Here is an 18,030-nt window from a genome sequence, read left to right as displayed (position 1 = left end):
AGGAGCCGGCTTGCCAGCGATCGCGTCAACCCTTGTGCTCGCTTTCATCCTTCCAGATACCGCACCGCCAACTGTTCCGCCGCCACGCGCGCGGGTGGCTGCAGATGCGGCGCCACTAGCATCATCACCTGGTAGACCACGATCCCCACATCGCCTTCCCGGCCTAGTACCCGCTGGTAATCCAGCGAACACATCAAGGTCAGGGTGATCTGTTCCACCAGTTGCCCCAGCGCCTGCGTTTCGCTGACGACCTGCCCCTGGGCCTTGAGGCTGGCCAGCAAGGCAGCGAGCGTGCGCTTGAGGGCATTGATCAGGCTGCGGATGCCACGGGCCAGCTTCGGCAGGCGTCCGATCAGATTCGACAAGTCTTGGAACAGAAACCGGTACTGGGCCATGCGCTCGACGATCAGGTGCAGGAACAGCCAATAGTCCTCGGCGTCCAGACGTACATCCAGCGGAGGATCGAGCAGCGGCAGCAGTTCCTCTTCGAAGCGCTCGAACAACCCAATCACCAGTGGCTCCTTGCCATGGAAGTGGTAGTACAGGTTGCCGGGACTGATGCCCAGTTCGTTGGCGATCTCAAGGGTCGAGACATTGGGTTCGCCCTGCTGGTTGAACAACTGCAGGGCGCATTCGAGGATACGGTCGCGGGTCTTCATCCGGTCAAGGTGCTCAGCGTGCCAGTACGTAGCTGCCTGGCGCGGGGCCCAGCGGTGGATAGGTGCTGTTGCCTAGCTCCAGGCGCGGGGCCTTGAGCGGGCCGGAACGCGGTGTGATCCATTCCAGCCACAGCGGCCACCAGCTGCCATCGCTGCGCTTGGCGTCATGGAACCAGGCGCGAGGGTCGCTGGAGAGCTTTGGGTTGTCCAGGTAGTAGGACTTGGGGTTGCCAGGCGGGTTGATGATGCTCTGGATGTGCCCGCTGTTGGCCAGCACGAAGCGCCGCTCGCCCCCCAGCAGCAACGCCGATCGGTACACCGCGTCCCACGGGGTGATGTGGTCGTTGCTGCCAGCCACGGTAAAACTGTCGAGATCGACCTGCTTGAGGTCGATGGGCGTGCCACACACTTCCAGCCCCGCAGGGTGGGTCAGTGGATTGTGTTTGAAGAAGTCCAGCAGGTCGCCATGCAGCGCGGCGGGTAGGCGCGTGCTGTCGGCGTTCCAGTAGAGGATGTCGAAGGCCGGTGGGGCCTTGCCGAGCAGATAGTTGTTGACCCAGTAGTTCCAGATCAGGTCGTTGGGCCGCATCCAGGCGAAGATCCGCGCTACCTCGGCGCCATCGAGGACGCCACGTTGGTACGAGCGGCGTTTGGCTGCCTCGATGGTCTGCTCGTCTGCGAACAGGCTGGCCGGGCTGTCGAACTTGCTGTCGAGCAGGCTGACCAGGTAAGTCGCGCTGCGTACCCGGCGCAACTGATGCTTGGCTTGCAGGTGGCCCTGCAACGCCGCCATGGTCAGGCCACCCGCGCAGGCGCCCATCAGGTTGGGGTCACGGTTGCCGCTGATACTGCGGCAGGCATTGAGCGCTTCTTCGACGGCCTGGACGTAGGTGGACAGCCCCCATTCGCGGTGGCGTGGGTCGGGGTTGCGCCAGCTGATCATGAATACCTGCAGACCATTCTTGAGCATGTACTGGACGAAGCTGTTGGTCGGCCCCAGGTCGAAGATGTAGAACTTGTTGATCTGCGGCGGCACCACCAGTAGTGGCCGTGCATGCTGCTTCTCGCTCATTGGCTTGTACTGGATCAGCTCCAGCAGCTCATTGCGAAACACCACTGCGCCCGGGGTCGAAGCCAGGTTGCCGCCGACTTCGAAGGCGCGTTCGTCGACCTGGCGTGGCAGACCGTCGTTGTGGCGCAGGTCGTCGAGCAGGTGGGACACGCCCCTTAACAGGCTTTGGCCGCCAGTATTGAGCAGTTCTTTCACCGCCAGCGGGTTGAGCAGCGAGTTGCTTGGCGCCAGGGCATCGTTGATCAAGGTGAACAGAAACTGCGCGCGAGCCCGGTCGTCATCGGACAGTGAACTGTCTTCGATCCAGAGGCGGGTTTGCTTCTGCCAGGCCAGGTAGGCTTGCAGGCCACGACTGTAGAGCGGATTCTGGCTCCAGGTCGGATCGCTGAAGCGGTTATCGCGGGGGTTGGGCTGGTTGGGCGTTTCGCCGAGCATCACCCGTCCCAGCTGGCCACCCAAGGCCAGCAGGTGGCGTGCGGTATGCAGCGGGTTGCGCAGGCCATGGCGCCCGACATGGCGCAGGGTGGAAATCAGGTCGCGACCACGCAGGCCGACGATGGCGCTCTGCACGTTCATGCTGCTCACGGGAGCGTGGATCGTCCCTCTTTCCGGTTTCTCTTTCATGTCAACACTCCCTCGTTGAACCGTTCTCACCTTCACGCCGTACAAACAAGAGCGCAGCGCGCTGCTCAGCCACCAGAGGCGGGCCGAGGGTGCATGACTGCCCGTTGGCGTTCTTCGTGGAGGAACTTCATGATGATCGGGGCCACGGCTTCTGCCCGTGTAATCAGGAACAGGTGGCCATCGTCGATTATGTGTAGCTCGGCGTTGGGAATTCGCCAGGCCAGCAAACGCATGTTGATCAGCGGGATCAGTGGGTCGTCGTCGCCTGCCAGTACCAGCGTGGGCTGGCTGATCTTGTGCAGCCAGTGAATGCTGGTCCAGCCAAGCCCCGCGAACAGTTGCCAGTAGTAGCCCATCTTGCCGCCGGAGCGAACCTTGGCGGCATGGTGCATGGCCAGTTCAGGGTCGCGGCGAAAACCGCCGCCGTAGATCAACGGTGCGATGCGGATTACATGGGAAGGCTGCACGTAGCGCCGGGGACTGGCCATCATCCACAACACCTTGGGCTTGCCTGGCACCATCACCGCGCCCGCGGCAGTCGCCGCCAGCACCAGTTTCTTGCAGCGCTCGGGGTAGTCATGAGCGAATTGCTGGGCAAGCGCTCCGCCCCAGGACACTCCGATGACGTTGACTTGGCCATAGTCGAGGTAGTCGAGCATGCGTGCGGTAAGCTTGGCCAAGCCGGGAAAGCGATAGGGGTGGCGTGGGGTCGACGAACCCCCGACGCCGGGCACATCGAAGGCGATGACTTCCAGGTCTGGGTCCAGGGCCTCGATGAACGGAAACACCAGTTCCAGGTTGGCACCGATGCCATTGAATATCAGCAACGGCGTCAAGTGCGGCTTGCCTGGTCGGACGGCGGTGCGGATGGACTGGTTGTCCAGCTCGACAGTCCTGAATATGTAAGGTTGCGGCATGCGCGTGACTCTGTGGTGAAAGTAGCGCCGTGGCTCACCGCTCGGTGGCCACGGCTGTGCAACTTAACGTTCGTGGACGTAGGTGCCTGGCGATGCCTCCCCGGCAGCGTAGGTGCGGTTGCCAAGGCGCGTCGGTGCTTTCTTGAGCTCGCCTGCACGCTCGCCCAGCCAGCTTTGCCAGTGCAGCCACCAGGAGTCGGCGTGCTTGGTGGCGTTTTCCTGCCAGGCCAGTGGGTCGCCGGGGCGGTCGGCACCGGTCATGAAGCGCGCCTTGGGGTTGCCCGGCGGGTTGAGAATGCTCTGGATATGGCCGCTGCTGGAAAGCACGAACTCGATCTTGCCACCGAACAGATGCGCCGAGCGGTAGCATGACTGCCATGGCGTGATGTGGTCGGCAGTACCGGCAAGGCTATAGATATCGCATTTGACCTGTTTCAGGTCGATGGCTGTGCCGCACACTTCCAGCGCGTCGGGGCGGGTCAGCGGGTTGTTCTTGAACATCTCGATGAGGTCGCCGTGGAAGGCGGCCGGCAGGCGCGTGGTGTCGTTGTTCCAGAACAGGATGTCGAACACCGGTGGCTCGTTGCCCAGCAGGTAGTTGTTGACCCAGTAGTTCCAGATCAGGTCGTTGGGGCGCATCCAGGCGAAGACCTTGGCCATGTCGCTGCCTTCGAGCACGCCGGCCTGGTAGGAGTGGCGCTTGGCCGACTCGAGGGTCTGCTCGTCGACGAACAGCGCGACCTGGTTGTCCACCGTGGTGTCCAGCACACTGACCAGCAAGGTCAGGGCATTGACCTTCTTCTCACCCAGTGCGGCGTAGTGCCCGACCAGCGCGGTGCAGGTGATGCCGCCGGAGCAGGCGCCGAGCATGTTCAGGTCCTTGCTGCCGGTGATCGACAGCACGGCGTCCACCGCCTCCTTGAGCGCATCGATGTAGGTCGACAGGCCCCATTCGCGCTGGGCCTTGGTCGGGTTGCGCCAGCTGATGATGAATGTCTGCTGCTGGGAGCGCAGGCAGAAGCGTGCCAGGCTCTTTTCCGGGCTCAGGTCGAAGACATAGAACTTGTTGATCTGCGGCGGTACCACCAGCAGCGGGCGACTGTGCACCTGTTCGGTGATCGGGCTGTACTGGATCAGCTCCAGCACGTCGTTGCGGTACACCACCGCGCCCTCGCTGGTGCCGAGGTTCTTGCCCACTTCAAACGCCTTCATGTTCACCTGGCTGGGCATGCCGCCATTGTGCACGAGGTCCTTGGCCAGATTGGACAGGCCATCGAGCAGGCTCTTGCCGCCGGTTTCGAAGAAGCGTTTGACTGCTGCCGGGTTGGACAGGGTATTGGTCGGCGCCATCGCTTCGGTCATCAGGTTGATGACGAACTGGCCGCGACTGATGTCTTGCGGGGACAGGTCGCTTTCACCGATCCAGTCGTGCAGCTCCTTGCGCCAGGCCAGGTAGGTCTGCAGGTAACGACGGTACAGTGGGTTGTTGCTCCAGGCCGGATCGGTGAAGCGACGGTCGTCGTTCTCGGGTTTCAGGGCGGACTTGCCCAGCAACACGTTTTTCAATTCCAGGCCGAAATGCGCCACGTGCTTGGCACTGTGCAGGGGTTGGCGCACGGCCTGGCGCAGTACGGTACGAGCAGAGCTCAGCAGGTCCTTGCGGCGAATGCCGATGACCGGGTTCAACCCCAGGGTGTTTTCCGAGGCTTGCCGCTGCAACTCATCGTTGTTCTTGTTACTCATCTACGACGCTCCGTTGTCCTGAGACGCGTACCGGTTTTCCGTGACAGGTGCACGGACGACAGCCCGGTACTACTACTCGGTTGACCAGTGATAAGGAACAGCGGTACTGCGACCGGGTGCGTGTCGGTGATGAGCTGCGGGGATTCTGCGTGTGAAGACAGCCTGCTTTCGCTCGCGACCTCTACAACAACCAGCCTCTCCCCCGAACGCATGAATAGCGATGCAGGGAACTTGCCAGCTCCATTGGTTACCCGACTTTCATGTAATGCGCAAGACAACCCGTAGCGGGTCGTCACTAAGGCATTCAAGCAGATGAGATTAGAAAATGCGCTCTAATGCGTGCGGCCATTGAGCTAGAGCATCAGCTTGACGACGGATTCCGAGGGATCGCGGGATTTTCCGGCCTTGTGCAGTTCATCCAGGTACTCGGCCCAGAGTTGTTCCTGGCGCAGGCACAGTTGCTCGAGGTACTCCCAAGTGAACAAACCGCTGTCATGCCCGTCGTCGAAGGTCAATTTCAGTGCATATTGACCCGCCGGTTCCAAACCGACCAGACCGACGTTGATCTTGCCAAATTGCAAGATGGGATTGCCGTGGCCCTGGACCTCGGCGGAGGGGGAGTGCACCCGCAGGAATTCGGCAGGCAGGTGGTAGACCTCGTCGGGGCCGTAGGTGAGGCTGAGGGTTTTCGAAGCTTTGTGCAGGTTGATGGCGGTGGGCAGGCGGGCCATGGGGCGAATCTCTCGGACGCGGATATTGCTAGCTTCCAGCTTCCGCTGCAGGGATTCAAGGGCCCATTCGCGGCTAAACCCACCGCCACAGGCTCCTATGGCGGCGGGTTTAGCCTTGATGCAGTTGCCAGTCTTACAGGATGTAGCGCGACAGGTCTTCGTTCTGCGCCAGCTCACCCAGGTGGCCATTGACGTAAGCTGCGTCGATCTTGATCGGCGTCTCGTCATGGGCGCTGGCCAGATCGCCAGCACTGAACGACACCTCTTCGAGCAGGCGCTCGAGCAGGGTGTGCAGGCGACGGGCACCGATGTTCTCGGTCTTCTCGTTGACTTGGTAGGCGATCTCGGCCAGGCGCTTGATGCCGTCGGCGGCGAACTCGATGTTCAGGCCTTCGGTTTTCAGCAGCGCGGCGTACTGCTCGGTCAGCGATGCGTGCGGCTCTTGCAGGATGCGCTCGAAGTCTTCCGGGGTCAGCGCCTTGAGCTCCACGCGGATCGGCAGACGGCCTTGCAGCTCGGGCACCAGGTCGCTTGGCTTGCTCAGGTGGAACGCACCTGAGGCAATGAACAGGATGTGGTCGGTCTTGACCATGCCCAGCTTGGTATTGACGGTGCAGCCTTCGATCAGCGGCAGCAGGTCGCGCTGCACGCCTTCACGGGACACATCGGCACCGCCGACGTTGCCACGCTTGGCCACCTTGTCGATTTCGTCGATGAACACGATGCCGTGCTGTTCGACCGCTTCCAGGGCCTTGGCCTTGAGCTCTTCCTCGTTGACCAGGCGGCTCGCCTCTTCGTCGCGCACCATCTTAAGCGCTTCCTTGACCTTGAGCTTGCGCGACTTGCGCTTGCCCTTGCCCATGTTGGCGAACAGGCTTTGCAGCTGGTTGGTCATCTCTTCCATGCCCGGCGGCGCGGCGATTTCGACGCCCATGGAGTCAGCCACTTCGATCTCGATTTCCTTGTCGTCCAGCTGGCCTTCGCGCAGGCGCTTGCGGAACAGCTGGCGGGTGTTGGAGTCGGTGCTGGTCTGTGCGGCCTCTTCGGCGAAGCTGCTGACACGGGCTTGCGGCAGCAGTGCGTCGAGGATGCGATCTTCGGCAGCGTCTTCGGCGCGGTGGCGCACGCGGATGATCTCTTGCTCGCGCAGCATCTTCAGGGCGGCATCGGCCAAGTCGCGGATAATCGATTCGACATCGCGGCCCACATAGCCCACCTCGGTGAACTTGGTAGCTTCGACCTTGAGGAACGGCGCGTTGGCCAGCTTGGCCAGTCGGCGGGCGATTTCGGTCTTGCCGACGCCGGTAGGGCCGATCATCAGGATGTTCTTCGGGGTTACCTCGGCGCGCAGCTCGGCGGGCAGCTGCATGCGCCGCCAGCGGTTGCGCAGGGCGATCGCCACGGCGCGCTTGGCGTCGTCCTGGCCGATGATGTGGCGGTTGAGTTCGTGGACGATCTCGCGGGGGGTCATGGACATGGTCAAAACGGTCCTTGGGCGGAGTGGTTCAGTGTGGAAAAGCCCCATCACCGGGAGGGGGCGCCAGAACAACTGATTACTCGGCCAGGTCCTGCTCCTCGATGGTCAGGTTATGGTTGGTGAACACGCAGATGTCGGCGGCGATGTTCAGGGCGGATTCGGCGATCTCGCGCGCCGAAAGGTCGGTCTTGTCCAGCAGGGCGCGGGCTGCGGCCTGGGCGTAGGCGCCGCCGGAACCCATGGCGATCAGGCCATCTTCGGGTTCGACTACGTCGCCGTTGCCGGTGATGATCAGGGAGGCGTCCTTGTTGGCGACGGCCAGCATGGCTTCCAGGCGGCTCAGGGAGCGGTCGGTACGCCATTCCTTGGCCAGCTCGACGGCGGCGCGGATCAAATGGCCTTGGTGCTTTTCCAGCTGGCCTTCGAAGCGCTCGAACAGGGTGAAGGCGTCGGCAGTGGCGCCAGCGAAGCCCGCGATGACCTGTCCGTGGTACAGGCGGCGCACCTTCTTGGCATTGCCTTTCATCACGGTGTTGCCAAGGGATACCTGGCCGTCGCCGCCCATGACGACTTTGCCGTTACGGCGGACAGAAACGATGGTGGTCAAGGGGAGAGTCTCCACGCAGCGGGGCGAAAGTGCCTGATGCAGACTCATATGGGGGTGTGGGGAAGGATTTCAACCGCGGGGGATGAATGGTCAGGCTTGGCAGGTAGGCCTGTGTCGGATCATTCGCGGGTAAACCCGCTCCTACAGGTCTTGCGCTGCCCTTGAAAACAGCCGTGTCCCTGTAGAAGCGGGTTTGCCCGCGAATGTCTTGACTCAGGCCTCGTGGCAGAGGTGCCCATCGACCAAGGTATAACGCACCGCACCCGGCAGGCAGTGGCCGATGAACGGACAGTTCTCACCCCGGGAGAACCACTGTTCGCCAGCAACCGTCGACGCTTTGGGATCGAACAGCACCAGGTCGGCCGCGCCGCCTGCTTTGAGCTCACCGGCCGGCAGGCGCAGGGCTGCAGCCGGGCCACTGGTCAGGCGAGCCAGCAGGGTCGGCAGATCCAGCAGGCCGTCGTCAACCAGGGTCATGGCCAGTGGCAGCAAAAGCTCGACGCTGCTGATGCCTGGCTCGGTCGCGCCGAAGGGGGCCAGCTTGGCGTCACGTTCGTGGGGTTGGTGGTGGCTGGAGATCGCCTGGATCACCCCCGACTTGACCGCCTCGCGCAGGCCATCGCGGTCAGCGGCGGTGCGCAGCGGCGGTTGTACGTGGTACAGGCTGGAGAAATCTCGCAGCGATTCGTCGGTGAGAATCAACTGGTACAGTGCCACGTCAGCGGTCACCGGCAGCCCCAACTGCTGCGCCTGGGCGATCAGCCGGGCGCCGCGGGCGCTGGTGATCTGGGTGAAGTGCGCACGCACGCCGGTCTGCTCGACCAGCAGCAGGTTGCGCGCCAGGGCAACGGTTTCGGCGGTTTCCGGGATGCCCGGCAAGCCGAGGAAGCTGGCCATGGCGCCTTCGTGAGCCAGGCCGCCTTGGGCCAGGTCGCGGTCCTGGGAGTGGAACACCACTGTCAGGTCGAAGGTGGCGGCGTACTCCAAGGCACGAGCCAGGGTGCGGTTGTTGGGGATTTCCTTGAGGCCGTTGCCGAAGGCTACGCAACCGGTGTCGCGCAGGGCCACCAGCTCGGCCAGTTGCTCGCCTTCCAGGCCTTTGGTCAGGGCGCCGATGGGGTAGACCTTGCTGTTGCCTGCCTCGCGCGCGCGGTCGAGGATCAGTTCGGCCACCGCCGAAGTGTCCAGCACTGGGCGGGTTTGTGGCGGGCAGCACAGGCTGGTCACGCCGCCAGCCACGGCCGCACGGGTTTCACTGGCAATGTTGCCTTTGCGGCTGTAGCCCGGTTCGCGCAGCGAAACACCCAGGTCTACCAGGCCGGGCGCGGCGACCAGGCCGTCGGCCTGGATCGTGCGGCTGGCGCTGAAACCTGCCGGTGCCGCCCCGATGGCGGCGATGCGGCCACCGTCCAGGTGCAGGTCGGTGACCTGGTCCAGGCCAGTCTTGGGATCGATGACCCGGGCGCCGAGAATACTGATGGTCACTGGGCGTTCTCCTGGTCGAGTTGACGTTGCGCGTTCTGCCCGCTCATGGCCATGGACAGCACGGCCATGCGCACGGCGATGCCGTAGGTGACCTGATTGAGGATCACCGAGTGTTTGCCATCGGCCACTGCCGACTCGATTTCCACGCCGCGGTTGATCGGCCCCGGGTGCATGACGATGGCGTCGGGCTTGGCGGTGGCCAGGCGAGCGGTGGTCAGGCCGAACAAACGGTAGAACTCGCCTTCGCTGGGCAGCAGGCCACCGGCCATGCGCTCGCGCTGAAGGCGCAGCATGATCACCACGTCGACATCCTTCAGGCCTTCGGCGAGGTCGGTGTAGACCTTCACGCCGTATTGCTCGATGCCGATCGGAATCAGGGTTTTCGGGCCGACCACGCGGATGTCCGGGCAGCCCAGGGCCTTGAGCGCCAGCATGTCGGAGCGGGCGACGCGCGAATGCAGGATATCGCCGACGATGGCCACCGAAAGGTTCTCGAAGCTGCCTTTGTGACGGCGGATGGTGAGCATGTCGAGCATGCCCTGGGTGGGGTGTGCATGGCGGCCGTCACCGCCGTTGATCACCGCGACATCCGGGCAGACATGCTCGGCGATGAAGTGGGCGGCACCGGAGTCGGAGTGGCGTACGACGAACATGTCGGCGGCCATCGCTTCGAGGTTGCGCAGGGTGTCGAACAGGGTCTCGCCCTTGCTGGTCGAGGAGGTCGATACGTTGAGGCTGATCACGTCAGCCGACAGGCGTTGGGCAGCCAGTTCGAAGGTGGTGCGGGTTCGGGTGGAGTTCTCGAAGAACACGTTGCACACGGTCTTGCCGCGCAGCAAAGGAACTTTCTTGACGGCCCGGGCGCCGACTTCCAGGAAGGAGTCGGCAGTGTCGAGGATCTCGGTCAGCAGTTCGCGGGGCAAACCGTCGAGCGAGAGGAAGTGGCGCAGCTGGCCCTGATCATTGAGCTGCAGCGGGCGCTTGGCGTCGAGTGGCGTCATCGCGGGGGACTCTTAAAGGGCGGAAGCGGTGGCGAGGTCCTGGCGCTCGAGTGCGAGCGGTGCGGGTCCGGTCAATTTTACCCGCTCATTGGGGGCCAGCGACAGGGTGGCACCGAGCACGTTCGGGCGGATCGGCAGTTCACCGGCGTCGAGATCGACCAGGCAGACCAGTGTCACGCTGGCCGGGCGGCCGTAGTCGAACAGTTCGTTGAGGGCGGCGCGGATGGTGCGGCCGCTCATCAGCACGTCATCGATCAGCACCAGATGCTGGCCTTCGACCTCGAACGGCAGCTCGGACGGCCGCACCTGCGGATGCAGGCCGTTCTGGCTGAAGTCGTCACGGTAGAACGAGACATCCAGGGTCCCCAGTGGGCTGCTATCACCCATTTCCTGCTGCAGGGCCTGGGCTACCCAGACACCGCCCGTGCGGATGCCGATGAAGCGGGGTTCGGTAATGGCGCGGCGGGCCAGATGGGCGCGAAGGTCGACAGCCATCTGCCGGATCAGCTCGGCGGGGTTGGGTAGGCTCATTGCGTGCTCCTTGGGAGGGCGCCGGGTTGGCCCGGCGGCAAAGCGGATTTAAGTGTTGGCCTCCAGCCAGCCTTGCAGCAGCAGGGCAGCGGCGATGGCATCGACCGGGTTGTCGCGGTAGCTGCCGTGCCGGCCGCCACGGGCCATCTGCTCGCCTTTGGCTTCAAAGGTAGTCAGGCGTTCATCGTGGGTGTGCACGGGCAGGTTGAAGCGGCCATTGAGGCGGCGGGCAAACTTTTCAGCACGCTCGCTCATGTCGCTGGGCGTGCCGTCCATGTTCAGCGGCAGGCCGACGACGATGGCGTCGGGTTTCCATTCCTTGATCAGCTTCTCCACCTGGTTCCAGTCCGGTACGCCGTTCTGCGCCTTGAGCACACATAGCTCGCGGGCTTGTCCGGTGATCACTTGGCCCACTGCCACGCCAATTTGTTTACTGCCGTAGTCGAAGCCCAGCAGCAGGCGAAGTTCGGCCATCAGGCGTGGCCCGCCTGGCTGGTCAGCAGATTGAGGTTGATCCCCAGGCTGGCGGCGGCGGCATCAAGCCGCAGGTCGCTGGCCAGGCCAAAGATGATCTCGGGGTCGAAGGGGCAGTTGAGCCAGGCGTTGTCGGCCAGTTCGGCCTCCAGCTGGCCAGCTTCCCAGCCCGCGTAGCCCAGGGTGATTAGACTCTGTTTAGGGCCCACCCCGGCAGCGATGGCCAGCAGCACGTCCTGCGAAGTGGTCAGCGACAGGCCGTCGAGGGCGACGGTGGCCTGGAAGCTGCATTCGTTGGTGTGCAGGACGAACCCTCGGTCGGTCTGCACCGGGCCGCCTTGGTAGATCGGCACCTGCAAGGTGCTGGCCGGTGGCTCCTCGTCCGGGCGCAACTGCTCGAGAATGTCGGCCAGGTTCAGCTCCTGAGGTCGGTTGACCACCAGGCCCATGGCGCCATTGGCGTTATGCTCGACGATGTACGTGAGGGTCTGGGCAAAGTTCGGATCGGTCATGTGTGGCATGGCGATCAGGAACTGGTGCTTGAGGTAGCTCGGAGTGAGGGTTTTCATGGGAGATAGTGTGGCGCCAGGTGGCGAGACTGACAAGGTGCTCTGTATGTCGGGAGGTTTTTGGCGTTTGTGGGATTGGGCGCCGCTTGTGCGGCGCATCGCGAGCAAGGCTCGCTCCTACGAGGGGGGAGCGGTGTCGGGTGCAAGTTATGCTGGCGTGACTGGCCCGGAACAAGCTGGCGTTTGTGGGATTGAGCGCCGCTTGTGTGGCGCATCGCGAGCAAGGCTCGCTCCTACGAGGGGGGAGCGGTGTCGGGTGCAAGTTATGCTGGCGTGACTGGCCCGGAACAAGCTGGCGTTTGTGGGATTGAGCGCCGCTTGTGTGGCGCATCGCGAGCAAGGCTCGCTCCTACGGGGAGGGGCGGGTGCTAATTACGCTGGCGTGACCGGCCCGAACAAAGCGTAGGAGCGAGCCTTGCTCGCGATGCGCAGCGCGAGCGACGCTCGATTCACGCCCCACCACAAGCCCCAGACCGTACCCTCTCGATCAATTACTGGACAGCCGGTCCCCACGGGCAAATCGCCAGGTCCGAATGATCTCCAGCCGATCGAACTCCGCCAGATCCCCGGTAAACGGCGCAAACGGCGCAGCCAGCCGCACGATTCGTTGCGCCGCCTGGTCCAATACTGGCTGTCCGGATGACTCCAGCACCAGCACCTCGTACAGCGAACCATCGCGGTTGATCGACACCATCATCCGCAAGTTGCCGTAGATCTGCTGCCGGCGCGCCTCTTCGGGGTAGTTGAGGTTGCCCACCCGTTCGACCTTTTTGCGCCACTCCTCTTTGTACCAGGCGCCCTTGTCGCGCATGGTCGAGGCGGCGTTGAGCCGGTGGATGCGCGGGCGTTTGGCATACAGCTGCTGCTCGTGGGACAACTCGGCCTCGAGGCTGGCGATCTGGCTGGACAATTGCGAGCTGTCGAAGTCCGGTGCGGGCACCGCAGGCTTGGGCTGCGGTTTGCTCTCCTTGGGCTCGACCTTCTGCGGTTTGGGCGCCTTGGTGGCCACTGCGGATTTTTGCGGCGCCGGTGGTGGCTCCACGTCAGGCTTCGCCGCTGGAGGAGGGGTGACCTTGTTGATCTTGCTGTCCTGGAACGGTGCAACCTCGGTGGTCTTCGGGACCGCCTTTTTGTCCAGGGTACCGCTGCCTTGCTGGTCGTTCTGTGCCTGGAAGTCGGCCTTCTCCGGCGGCTTCTCGCTCTTGAAGGTGGCCAGGGTGATGTCCATGGTGTGACGGATCTGCGCCGGTTCGACGGCGCTGAAGCCCACACCAAGGATCAGCGCCAGGTGAACCAGGGCAGCCAGGAACAGGGTGAAGCCAAGCCGGTCCACCGGGCGAACGCGCGGTGGCAGCAGGTCGGCGGGGATGTCGGCAGGCAGCGTCATCAGGTATCCAGCAACCGCGGGGCGGGGCAGCAGGTCAGTTGTAAAGGACCGGCATCATACCCCACTCCGCGTATTTGCCGCGTGTCGGCGGTCAGCGCGTCTTCAACTGGCGATCAATGGCGTCCATCAGCTTGCCGCCGATGTCCGTGTTGTAGGCCGCATCGATCTCGCGGATGCAGGTCGGGCTGGTGACGTTGATTTCGGTCAGGTAGTCGCCGATCACATCCAGGCCGACGAACAGTAGGCCCTTCTCTCGAAGGGTCGGGCCCACCTGGGCGGCGATCCAGCGGTCGCGCTCGGTCAGCGGGCGGGCTTCGCCACGGCCGCCGGCGGCCAGGTTGCCACGGGTTTCGCCACTGGCCGGAATGCGCGCCAGGCAATAGTCGACCGGCTCGCCGTCGATCATCAGGATGCGCTTGTCGCCGTCCTTGATCTGCGGCAGGTAGGCCTGGGCCATGATCTGCTGGCCGCCGTGCTGGGTCAGGGTCTCGAGGATCACCGAGAGATTGGGGTCGCCCGGGCGGTGGCGGAATACCGAAGTGCCGCCCATGCCATCCAGCGGCTTGAGGATCACGTCGCCATGGGTGGCCGCGAATTTGCGCAGGATGTCGGCGCGACGGCTGACCAGGGTCGGGGCCATGCACTGCGGGAATTGCGTGGCAAAGAGCTTTTCGTTGCAGTCGCGCAGGCTTTGCGGGCGGTTGACCACCAGCAGGCCGTCACGCTCGGCCTGCTCCAGCAGGTAGGTGCTGTAGACGAACTCCATGTCGAAGGGTGGGTCCTTGCGCATCAGCACCACGTCCAGATCGGTCAGCGCGCTGTCCTGCTCCTCACCCAGCTCGAACCAGCGGGCCGGGTCGGCGAATACCTTCAGTGGGCGCATCTGCGCACGGGCCTGGCCAGCACCCAGGTACAGGTCACGCTGTTCCATGTAGAACAGGCTCCAGCCACGGGCCTGGGCGGCCAGCAGCATGGCCAGCGAACTGTCCTTCTTGTAGGAGATGGACGCGATGGGGTCCATGACAATGCCGAGGCGAACGCTCATGGGGTGGTTCCTCTTGGCGGCCCGAGGCCGCGATGGATCGAAAGAAAAGTGGCTCAGGGTGGCGCCGGGAACGCGGCTGGTCAAGGGGCGCGGCAGATGGAATGGCCTTGCGGAGTATGCTAAAAGTGCAGCTGCAAGCACTTTGTGGCGTCTGTGTCGCAGCGGGCGCACAGCCCATCGCCGGCAAGCCTGCGCTCACCGTGTAGGCGCCGGCTTGCCGGCGATGGCCGCACCACTTGCAGCTAACTTCCACTGGTAGGCATTTATGGAACAACCCCTGAAGGTGATGGTGATCGACGATTCACGCACGATCCGCCGCACCGCGCAGATGTTGCTCGGCGAAGCGGGCTGCGAGGTGATCACCGCCAGCGACGGCTTCGATGCCCTGGTCAAGATCGTCGACCACCAACCGCAGATCATCTTCGTCGATGTGTTGATGCCGCGTCTGGACGGGTATCAGACCTGCGCCGTGATCAAGCACAACAGCGCCTACAGGGACATCCCGGTCATTCTGCTGTCGTCCCGCGATGGCCTGTTCGACAAGGCTCGCGGCCGGGTGGTCGGCTCGGACCAGTTCCTGACCAAACCCTTCAGCAAGGAAGAGCTGCTCGACGCGATCAGGGCGCATGTCCCTGGTTTCGCCGCGCCCGAACAACACGCACCCTGATCGCGCCCGCCATGGCGCCGTTTTCATTGTCCTGATGGGGAACCAGCATGGCCCGAGTTCTGATTGTCGACGATTCGCCGACAGAGATGTACCGATTGACCGAGTGGCTTGAAAAACGCGGCTACCAGGTGCTCAAGGCCAACAACGGTGCCGATGGTGTCGCCTTGGCCCGCCAGGAAAAGCCCGACGCGGTGCTGATGGACATCGTCATGCCAGGCATGAATGGTTTCCAGGCTACCCGGCAGCTCAGCAAGGACCCGGAAACCAGCGCCATCCCGGTGATCGTGGTCACCACCAAGGACCAGGAAACCGACCGCATCTGGGCCACGCGCCAGGGCGCCCGTGACTTCCTGACCAAGCCCGTGGAAGAAGACGCACTGATCGCCAAGCTCAAAGAGGTGCTGGGCGCTTGACCACCCGTCCGCAAGGCGCGTCGCTCACCGCTTTCGAGCTGTTGCTGGACATAGACCGGCGCTGCCGTTTGCTGGTGGCTGACCAGCCACCGCAGGATACCCGCCTGCAACAGTGGAGCGGCATCGGCTTTCGCATTGCCGGACAATGGTTCGTAGCACCCATGGGCGAAGTCGCCGAAGTGCTGCGTGAGCCGCGCAGCAGTCGGGTGCCGGGCGTGCAGCCGTGGGTATGCGGTGTGGCCAATCTGCGTGGCCGGTTGCTGCCGGTCATGGACCTGAGCAGCTTTTTCGGCCTCGGCCCGGCGGCTCCGGGCAAGCAGCGTCGGGTCCTGGTGCTGGACCACGAAGACCTCTTCGTTGGGCTGTTGGTCGACGAGGTGCTGGGCCTGCAGCACTTCGCCTTGAGCAGCCTTGAACTGTCGCCGCCCCAGCCGTTGCTGCGTGCTGCGACGCGTTTCGTCCAGGGGCATTTCCCCCGCGAGCGCAACTGGGCGATTTTCAGCCCCTTCGCCCTGGCCCAGGCCCCGGGCTTTCTCGATGTGGCGTTATAGGACCTTCGAACGTGAACAAGCCGGCCACCAGTGTCACTCCGCCCCCAGTGACCCAGCGCACGCGCAGCAGCGCGCAGATCACCGTGTTGTTCGTGGTGTTGATTCTGTCGATCATCCTGCTGTTCGCCAATTTCGCCTACCTCAACACCCAGTCCAACCACGACAAGCAGTACATTGGTCATGCTGGCGAGTTGCGCGTGCTGTCCCAACGCATCGCCAAGAACGCCACCGAGGCGGCCGCCGGCAAGGCCCTGGCTTTCAAGCTGCTGTCCGATGCACGCAACGACTTCGAGCGGCGCTGGAGCTACTTGCGCGAAGGTGACAAGTCCACTGGCTTGCCTGCAGCGCCTGTCGCGGTGCGCGACGAGATGGAGGCGGTGCGCCAGGACTGGGAAAACCTGCGCAAGAACACCGATACCATCCTGGCCAGCGAGCAGACCGTGTTGTCGCTGCACCAGGTAGCGGCAACCCTGGCTGAGACCGTGCCGCAGTTGCAGGTCGAGTACGAAAAAGTCGTGGAGATCCTGCTGCAGAGCGGCGCCCCGGCCAACCAGGTGGTGGTCGCCCAGCGCCAGTTGTTGCTGGCCGAACGTATTCTCGGTTCGGTCAACACGGTGTTGGCGGGTGATGACACGGCCGCCCAGGCTGCCGACGCCTTTGGTCGCGATGCCAGCCGGTTCGGGCAGGTGCTCGAAGGCATGCTCGGGGGCAACCCGGCGATTCAGGTCACGCGCGTGGAGGACGCCGATGCGCGGGCGCGGTTGGCCGAAATTGCCGAGCTGTTCCAGTTCGTGGCCGGTTCGGTGGACGAAATTCTTGAAACTTCGCCCGAGCTGTTCCGCGTGCGCGAGGCTGCCAGCAACATCTTCAGCCTCTCGCAAACTTTGCTGGACGAGGCCTCGCACCTGGCCAACAGCTTCGAGAACCTGGCCAGTGGGCGGACCCTCGACACCGTCGGCGGTTACGTGCTGGGTCTGCTTGCACTGGCCTCGATCATCCTGATCGGCCTGGTGATGGTGCGGACAACGCATCGGCAGTTGCAGGAAACAGCAGAAAAGAACGAGCGCAACCAGCAGGCGATCATGCGCCTGCTCGATGAGATCGAAGAACTGGCCGACGGCGACCTGACCGTGACGGTGTCGGTGACCGAGGACTTTACCGGCGCCATCGCCGACTCGATCAACTATTCCGTGGACCAGCTCCGCGATCTGGTCGCGACCATCAACCACAGCGCCGAACAGGTCGCCGCGGCGGTGCAGGACACCCAGAACACCGCGCGCCAGCTGGCCAAGGCTTCGGAGCATCAGGCCGAGCAGATCAGCGAGGCGTCGCTGGCGGTGGGCGACATGGTCGAGTCGATCGACCGGGTATCGGCCCATGCCTACGAGTCGGCCAAGGTAGCCGAACGGTCGGTGGCCATCGCCAACAAAGGCAATGAGGTGGTGCACAACACCATCAACGGCATGGACAACATCCGCGAGCAGATCCAGGACACCGCCAAGCGGATCAAGCGGCTTGGCGAGTCCTCCCAGGAGATCGGTGATATCGTCAGCCTGATCGACGACATTGCCGACCAGACCAACATCCTTGCCCTTAACGCGGCAATCCAGGCATCGCTGGCGGGCGAAGCCGGTCGCGGCTTTGCCGTGGTCGCCGACGAGGTGCAGCGCCTGGCGGAGCGCTCCTCCTCGGCAACGCGGCAGATCGAGGCCTTGGTACGCACCATTCAGGCCGATACCAACGAAGCGGTCATCTCGATGGAACAGACCACCGCCGAAGTGGTGCGCGGCGCGCGCCTGGCGCAGGACGCCGGGGTAGCACTGGCTGAGATCGAAGGCGTGTCGCAGAACCTTGCCGAGCTGATCCACAGCATTTCCGATGCCGCCCAGTTGCAGACGTCGTCGGCTGGTCAGATTTCCCACACCATGGCGGTGATCCAGCAAATTACCGCGCAGACCTCCGCAGGCTCTGGGGCGACCGCCGACAGTATCCGCCACCTGGCTCGCATGGCCAGCGAGATGCGTCGCTCGGTGTCCGGCTTCACCTTGCCGGCACCTGCCGAGCCACGCTGAGGAGT

18 protein-coding genes are annotated in these 18,030 nt (G+C 63.7%); 4 read left to right on the top strand and 14 right to left on the bottom strand.

What is annotated here, in order from left to right:
- Positions 1-44 precede the first annotated feature (44 nt).
- From C4Q26_RS09680 to gshB, 14 genes are all read right to left on the bottom strand, one after another.
- Positions 45-659, bottom strand: coding sequence for a TetR/AcrR family transcriptional regulator (locus C4Q26_RS09680; RefSeq protein ID WP_023378322.1), 615 nt, complete (start codon positions 657-659; stop codon positions 45-47).
- A gap of 13 nt (positions 660-672) precedes the next feature.
- On the bottom strand, positions 673-2,355 hold the full coding sequence (phaC, locus tag C4Q26_RS09675) for a class II poly(R)-hydroxyalkanoic acid synthase (RefSeq protein ID WP_104883031.1): 1,683 nt from the start codon (positions 2,353-2,355) through the stop codon (positions 673-675).
- A 65-nt stretch (positions 2,356-2,420) separates the two neighbouring features.
- Complete coding sequence (gene phaZ / locus C4Q26_RS09670) at positions 2,421-3,272, bottom strand: poly(3-hydroxyalkanoate) depolymerase (protein WP_023378324.1); 852 nt, start codon at positions 3,270-3,272, stop codon at positions 2,421-2,423.
- A 63-nt stretch (positions 3,273-3,335) separates the two neighbouring features.
- The gene (phaC, locus tag C4Q26_RS09665; RefSeq protein ID WP_023378325.1) at positions 3,336-5,015 is read right to left on the bottom strand and encodes a class II poly(R)-hydroxyalkanoic acid synthase; all 1,680 of its coding nucleotides are present in this window, start codon (positions 5,013-5,015) and stop codon (positions 3,336-3,338) included.
- A gap of 353 nt (positions 5,016-5,368) precedes the next feature.
- Complete coding sequence (locus C4Q26_RS09660) at positions 5,369-5,746, bottom strand: gamma-butyrobetaine hydroxylase-like domain-containing protein (RefSeq protein WP_023378326.1); 378 nt, start codon at positions 5,744-5,746, stop codon at positions 5,369-5,371.
- Between the two features lie 133 nt (positions 5,747-5,879).
- Positions 5,880-7,223: an ATP-dependent protease ATPase subunit HslU gene (gene hslU, locus C4Q26_RS09655; RefSeq protein ID WP_023378327.1), complete on the bottom strand. Its 1,344-nt coding sequence runs from the start codon at positions 7,221-7,223 to the stop codon at positions 5,880-5,882.
- Between the two features lie 76 nt (positions 7,224-7,299).
- A complete protein-coding gene (gene hslV, locus C4Q26_RS09650) occupies positions 7,300-7,830 on the bottom strand; it encodes an ATP-dependent protease subunit HslV (RefSeq protein ID WP_023378328.1) in 531 nt (176 codons plus the stop codon).
- A gap of 213 nt (positions 7,831-8,043) precedes the next feature.
- The gene (locus tag C4Q26_RS09645; protein WP_023378329.1) at positions 8,044-9,315 is read right to left on the bottom strand and encodes a dihydroorotase; all 1,272 of its coding nucleotides are present in this window, start codon (positions 9,313-9,315) and stop codon (positions 8,044-8,046) included.
- The gene (locus tag C4Q26_RS09640) at positions 9,312-10,316 is read right to left on the bottom strand and encodes an aspartate carbamoyltransferase catalytic subunit (RefSeq protein ID WP_027907939.1); all 1,005 of its coding nucleotides are present in this window, start codon (positions 10,314-10,316) and stop codon (positions 9,312-9,314) included. The genes C4Q26_RS09645 and C4Q26_RS09640 overlap by 4 nt, the downstream gene beginning before the upstream one ends.
- A gap of 12 nt (positions 10,317-10,328) precedes the next feature.
- Entirely contained in the window at positions 10,329-10,847 is a 519-nt protein-coding gene (gene pyrR / locus C4Q26_RS09635; RefSeq protein ID WP_023378331.1) for a bifunctional pyr operon transcriptional regulator/uracil phosphoribosyltransferase PyrR, read from the bottom strand.
- A 48-nt stretch (positions 10,848-10,895) separates the two neighbouring features.
- On the bottom strand, positions 10,896-11,321 hold the full coding sequence (gene ruvX, locus C4Q26_RS09630) for a Holliday junction resolvase RuvX (protein ID WP_023378332.1): 426 nt from the start codon (positions 11,319-11,321) through the stop codon (positions 10,896-10,898).
- A complete protein-coding gene (locus C4Q26_RS09625; protein ID WP_023378333.1) occupies positions 11,321-11,890 on the bottom strand; it encodes a YqgE/AlgH family protein in 570 nt (189 codons plus the stop codon). Before C4Q26_RS09625 ends, ruvX begins: the two co-directional genes overlap by 1 nt.
- 487 nt (positions 11,891-12,377) lie before the next feature.
- Complete coding sequence (locus C4Q26_RS09620) at positions 12,378-13,277, bottom strand: energy transducer TonB (RefSeq protein WP_104883030.1); 900 nt, start codon at positions 13,275-13,277, stop codon at positions 12,378-12,380.
- Between the two features lie 91 nt (positions 13,278-13,368).
- Complete coding sequence (gene gshB / locus C4Q26_RS09615; protein ID WP_023378335.1) at positions 13,369-14,322, bottom strand: glutathione synthase; 954 nt, start codon at positions 14,320-14,322, stop codon at positions 13,369-13,371.
- 265 nt (positions 14,323-14,587) lie between these two features.
- Here gshB and C4Q26_RS09610 point away from each other — a divergent pair, with 265 nt between their 5' ends.
- Genes C4Q26_RS09610 through C4Q26_RS09595 form a run of 4 tightly spaced genes read left to right on the top strand, consistent with a single transcriptional unit; the run spans position 14,588 to position 18,025 of the window.
- Entirely contained in the window at positions 14,588-14,989 is a 402-nt protein-coding gene (locus C4Q26_RS09610; protein WP_023378336.1) for a PleD family two-component system response regulator, read from the top strand.
- Between the two features lie 47 nt (positions 14,990-15,036).
- Positions 15,037-15,402, top strand: coding sequence for a twitching motility response regulator PilH (gene pilH / locus C4Q26_RS09605; protein WP_023378337.1), 366 nt, complete (start codon positions 15,037-15,039; stop codon positions 15,400-15,402).
- The gene (locus C4Q26_RS09600) at positions 15,399-15,953 is read left to right on the top strand and encodes a chemotaxis protein CheW (protein WP_023378338.1); all 555 of its coding nucleotides are present in this window, start codon (positions 15,399-15,401) and stop codon (positions 15,951-15,953) included. The genes pilH and C4Q26_RS09600 overlap by 4 nt, the downstream gene beginning before the upstream one ends.
- An 11-nt stretch (positions 15,954-15,964) precedes the next feature.
- Positions 15,965-18,025 carry a methyl-accepting chemotaxis protein gene (locus C4Q26_RS09595; protein ID WP_023378339.1) on the top strand — a complete coding sequence of 687 codons (2,061 nt, stop codon included), beginning with the start codon at positions 15,965-15,967 and terminating at the stop codon, positions 18,023-18,025.
- Positions 18,026-18,030 lie beyond the last annotated feature (5 nt).

Origin of the sequence: Pseudomonas sp. SWI44 (assembly GCF_002947915.1) — a bacterium.
In the GTDB taxonomy this organism is placed as follows: domain Bacteria; phylum Pseudomonadota; class Gammaproteobacteria; order Pseudomonadales; family Pseudomonadaceae; genus Aquipseudomonas; species Aquipseudomonas taiwanensis.
Note: the sequence above shows the minus strand (reverse complement) of the source record. Positions and strands in the feature narration are given on the sequence as shown.

Bases quoted from the DNA above. Each gene is read 5' to 3' on its own strand.
- C4Q26_RS09640 (WP_027907939.1), bottom strand. From the start codon at position 10,316: ATGACGCCACTCGACGCCAAGCGCCCGCTGCAGCTCAATGATCAGGGC.
- pilH (WP_023378337.1), top strand. From the start codon at position 15,037: ATGGCCCGAGTTCTGATTGTCGACGATTCGCCGACAGAGATGTACCGA.
- phaC (WP_023378325.1), bottom strand. From the start codon at position 5,015: ATGAGTAACAAGAACAACGATGAGTTGCAGCGGCAAGCCTCGGAAAAC.
- ruvX (WP_023378332.1), bottom strand. From the start codon at position 11,321: ATGGCCGAACTTCGCCTGCTGCTGGGCTTCGACTACGGCAGTAAACAA.
- C4Q26_RS09610 (WP_023378336.1), top strand. From the start codon at position 14,588: ATGGAACAACCCCTGAAGGTGATGGTGATCGACGATTCACGCACGATC.
- C4Q26_RS09625 (WP_023378333.1), bottom strand. From the start codon at position 11,890: ATGAAAACCCTCACTCCGAGCTACCTCAAGCACCAGTTCCTGATCGCC.
- C4Q26_RS09680 (WP_023378322.1), bottom strand. From the start codon at position 659: ATGAAGACCCGCGACCGTATCCTCGAATGCGCCCTGCAGTTGTTCAAC.
- gshB (WP_023378335.1), bottom strand. From the start codon at position 14,322: ATGAGCGTTCGCCTCGGCATTGTCATGGACCCCATCGCGTCCATCTCC.
- C4Q26_RS09660 (WP_023378326.1), bottom strand. From the start codon at position 5,746: ATGGCCCGCCTGCCCACCGCCATCAACCTGCACAAAGCTTCGAAAACC.
- phaC (WP_104883031.1), bottom strand. From the start codon at position 2,355: ATGAAAGAGAAACCGGAAAGAGGGACGATCCACGCTCCCGTGAGCAGC.
- phaZ (WP_023378324.1), bottom strand. From the start codon at position 3,272: ATGCCGCAACCTTACATATTCAGGACTGTCGAGCTGGACAACCAGTCC.
- pyrR (WP_023378331.1), bottom strand. From the start codon at position 10,847: ATGAGCCTACCCAACCCCGCCGAGCTGATCCGGCAGATGGCTGTCGAC.
- C4Q26_RS09620 (WP_104883030.1), bottom strand. From the start codon at position 13,277: ATGACGCTGCCTGCCGACATCCCCGCCGACCTGCTGCCACCGCGCGTT.
- hslU (WP_023378327.1), bottom strand. From the start codon at position 7,223: ATGTCCATGACCCCCCGCGAGATCGTCCACGAACTCAACCGCCACATC.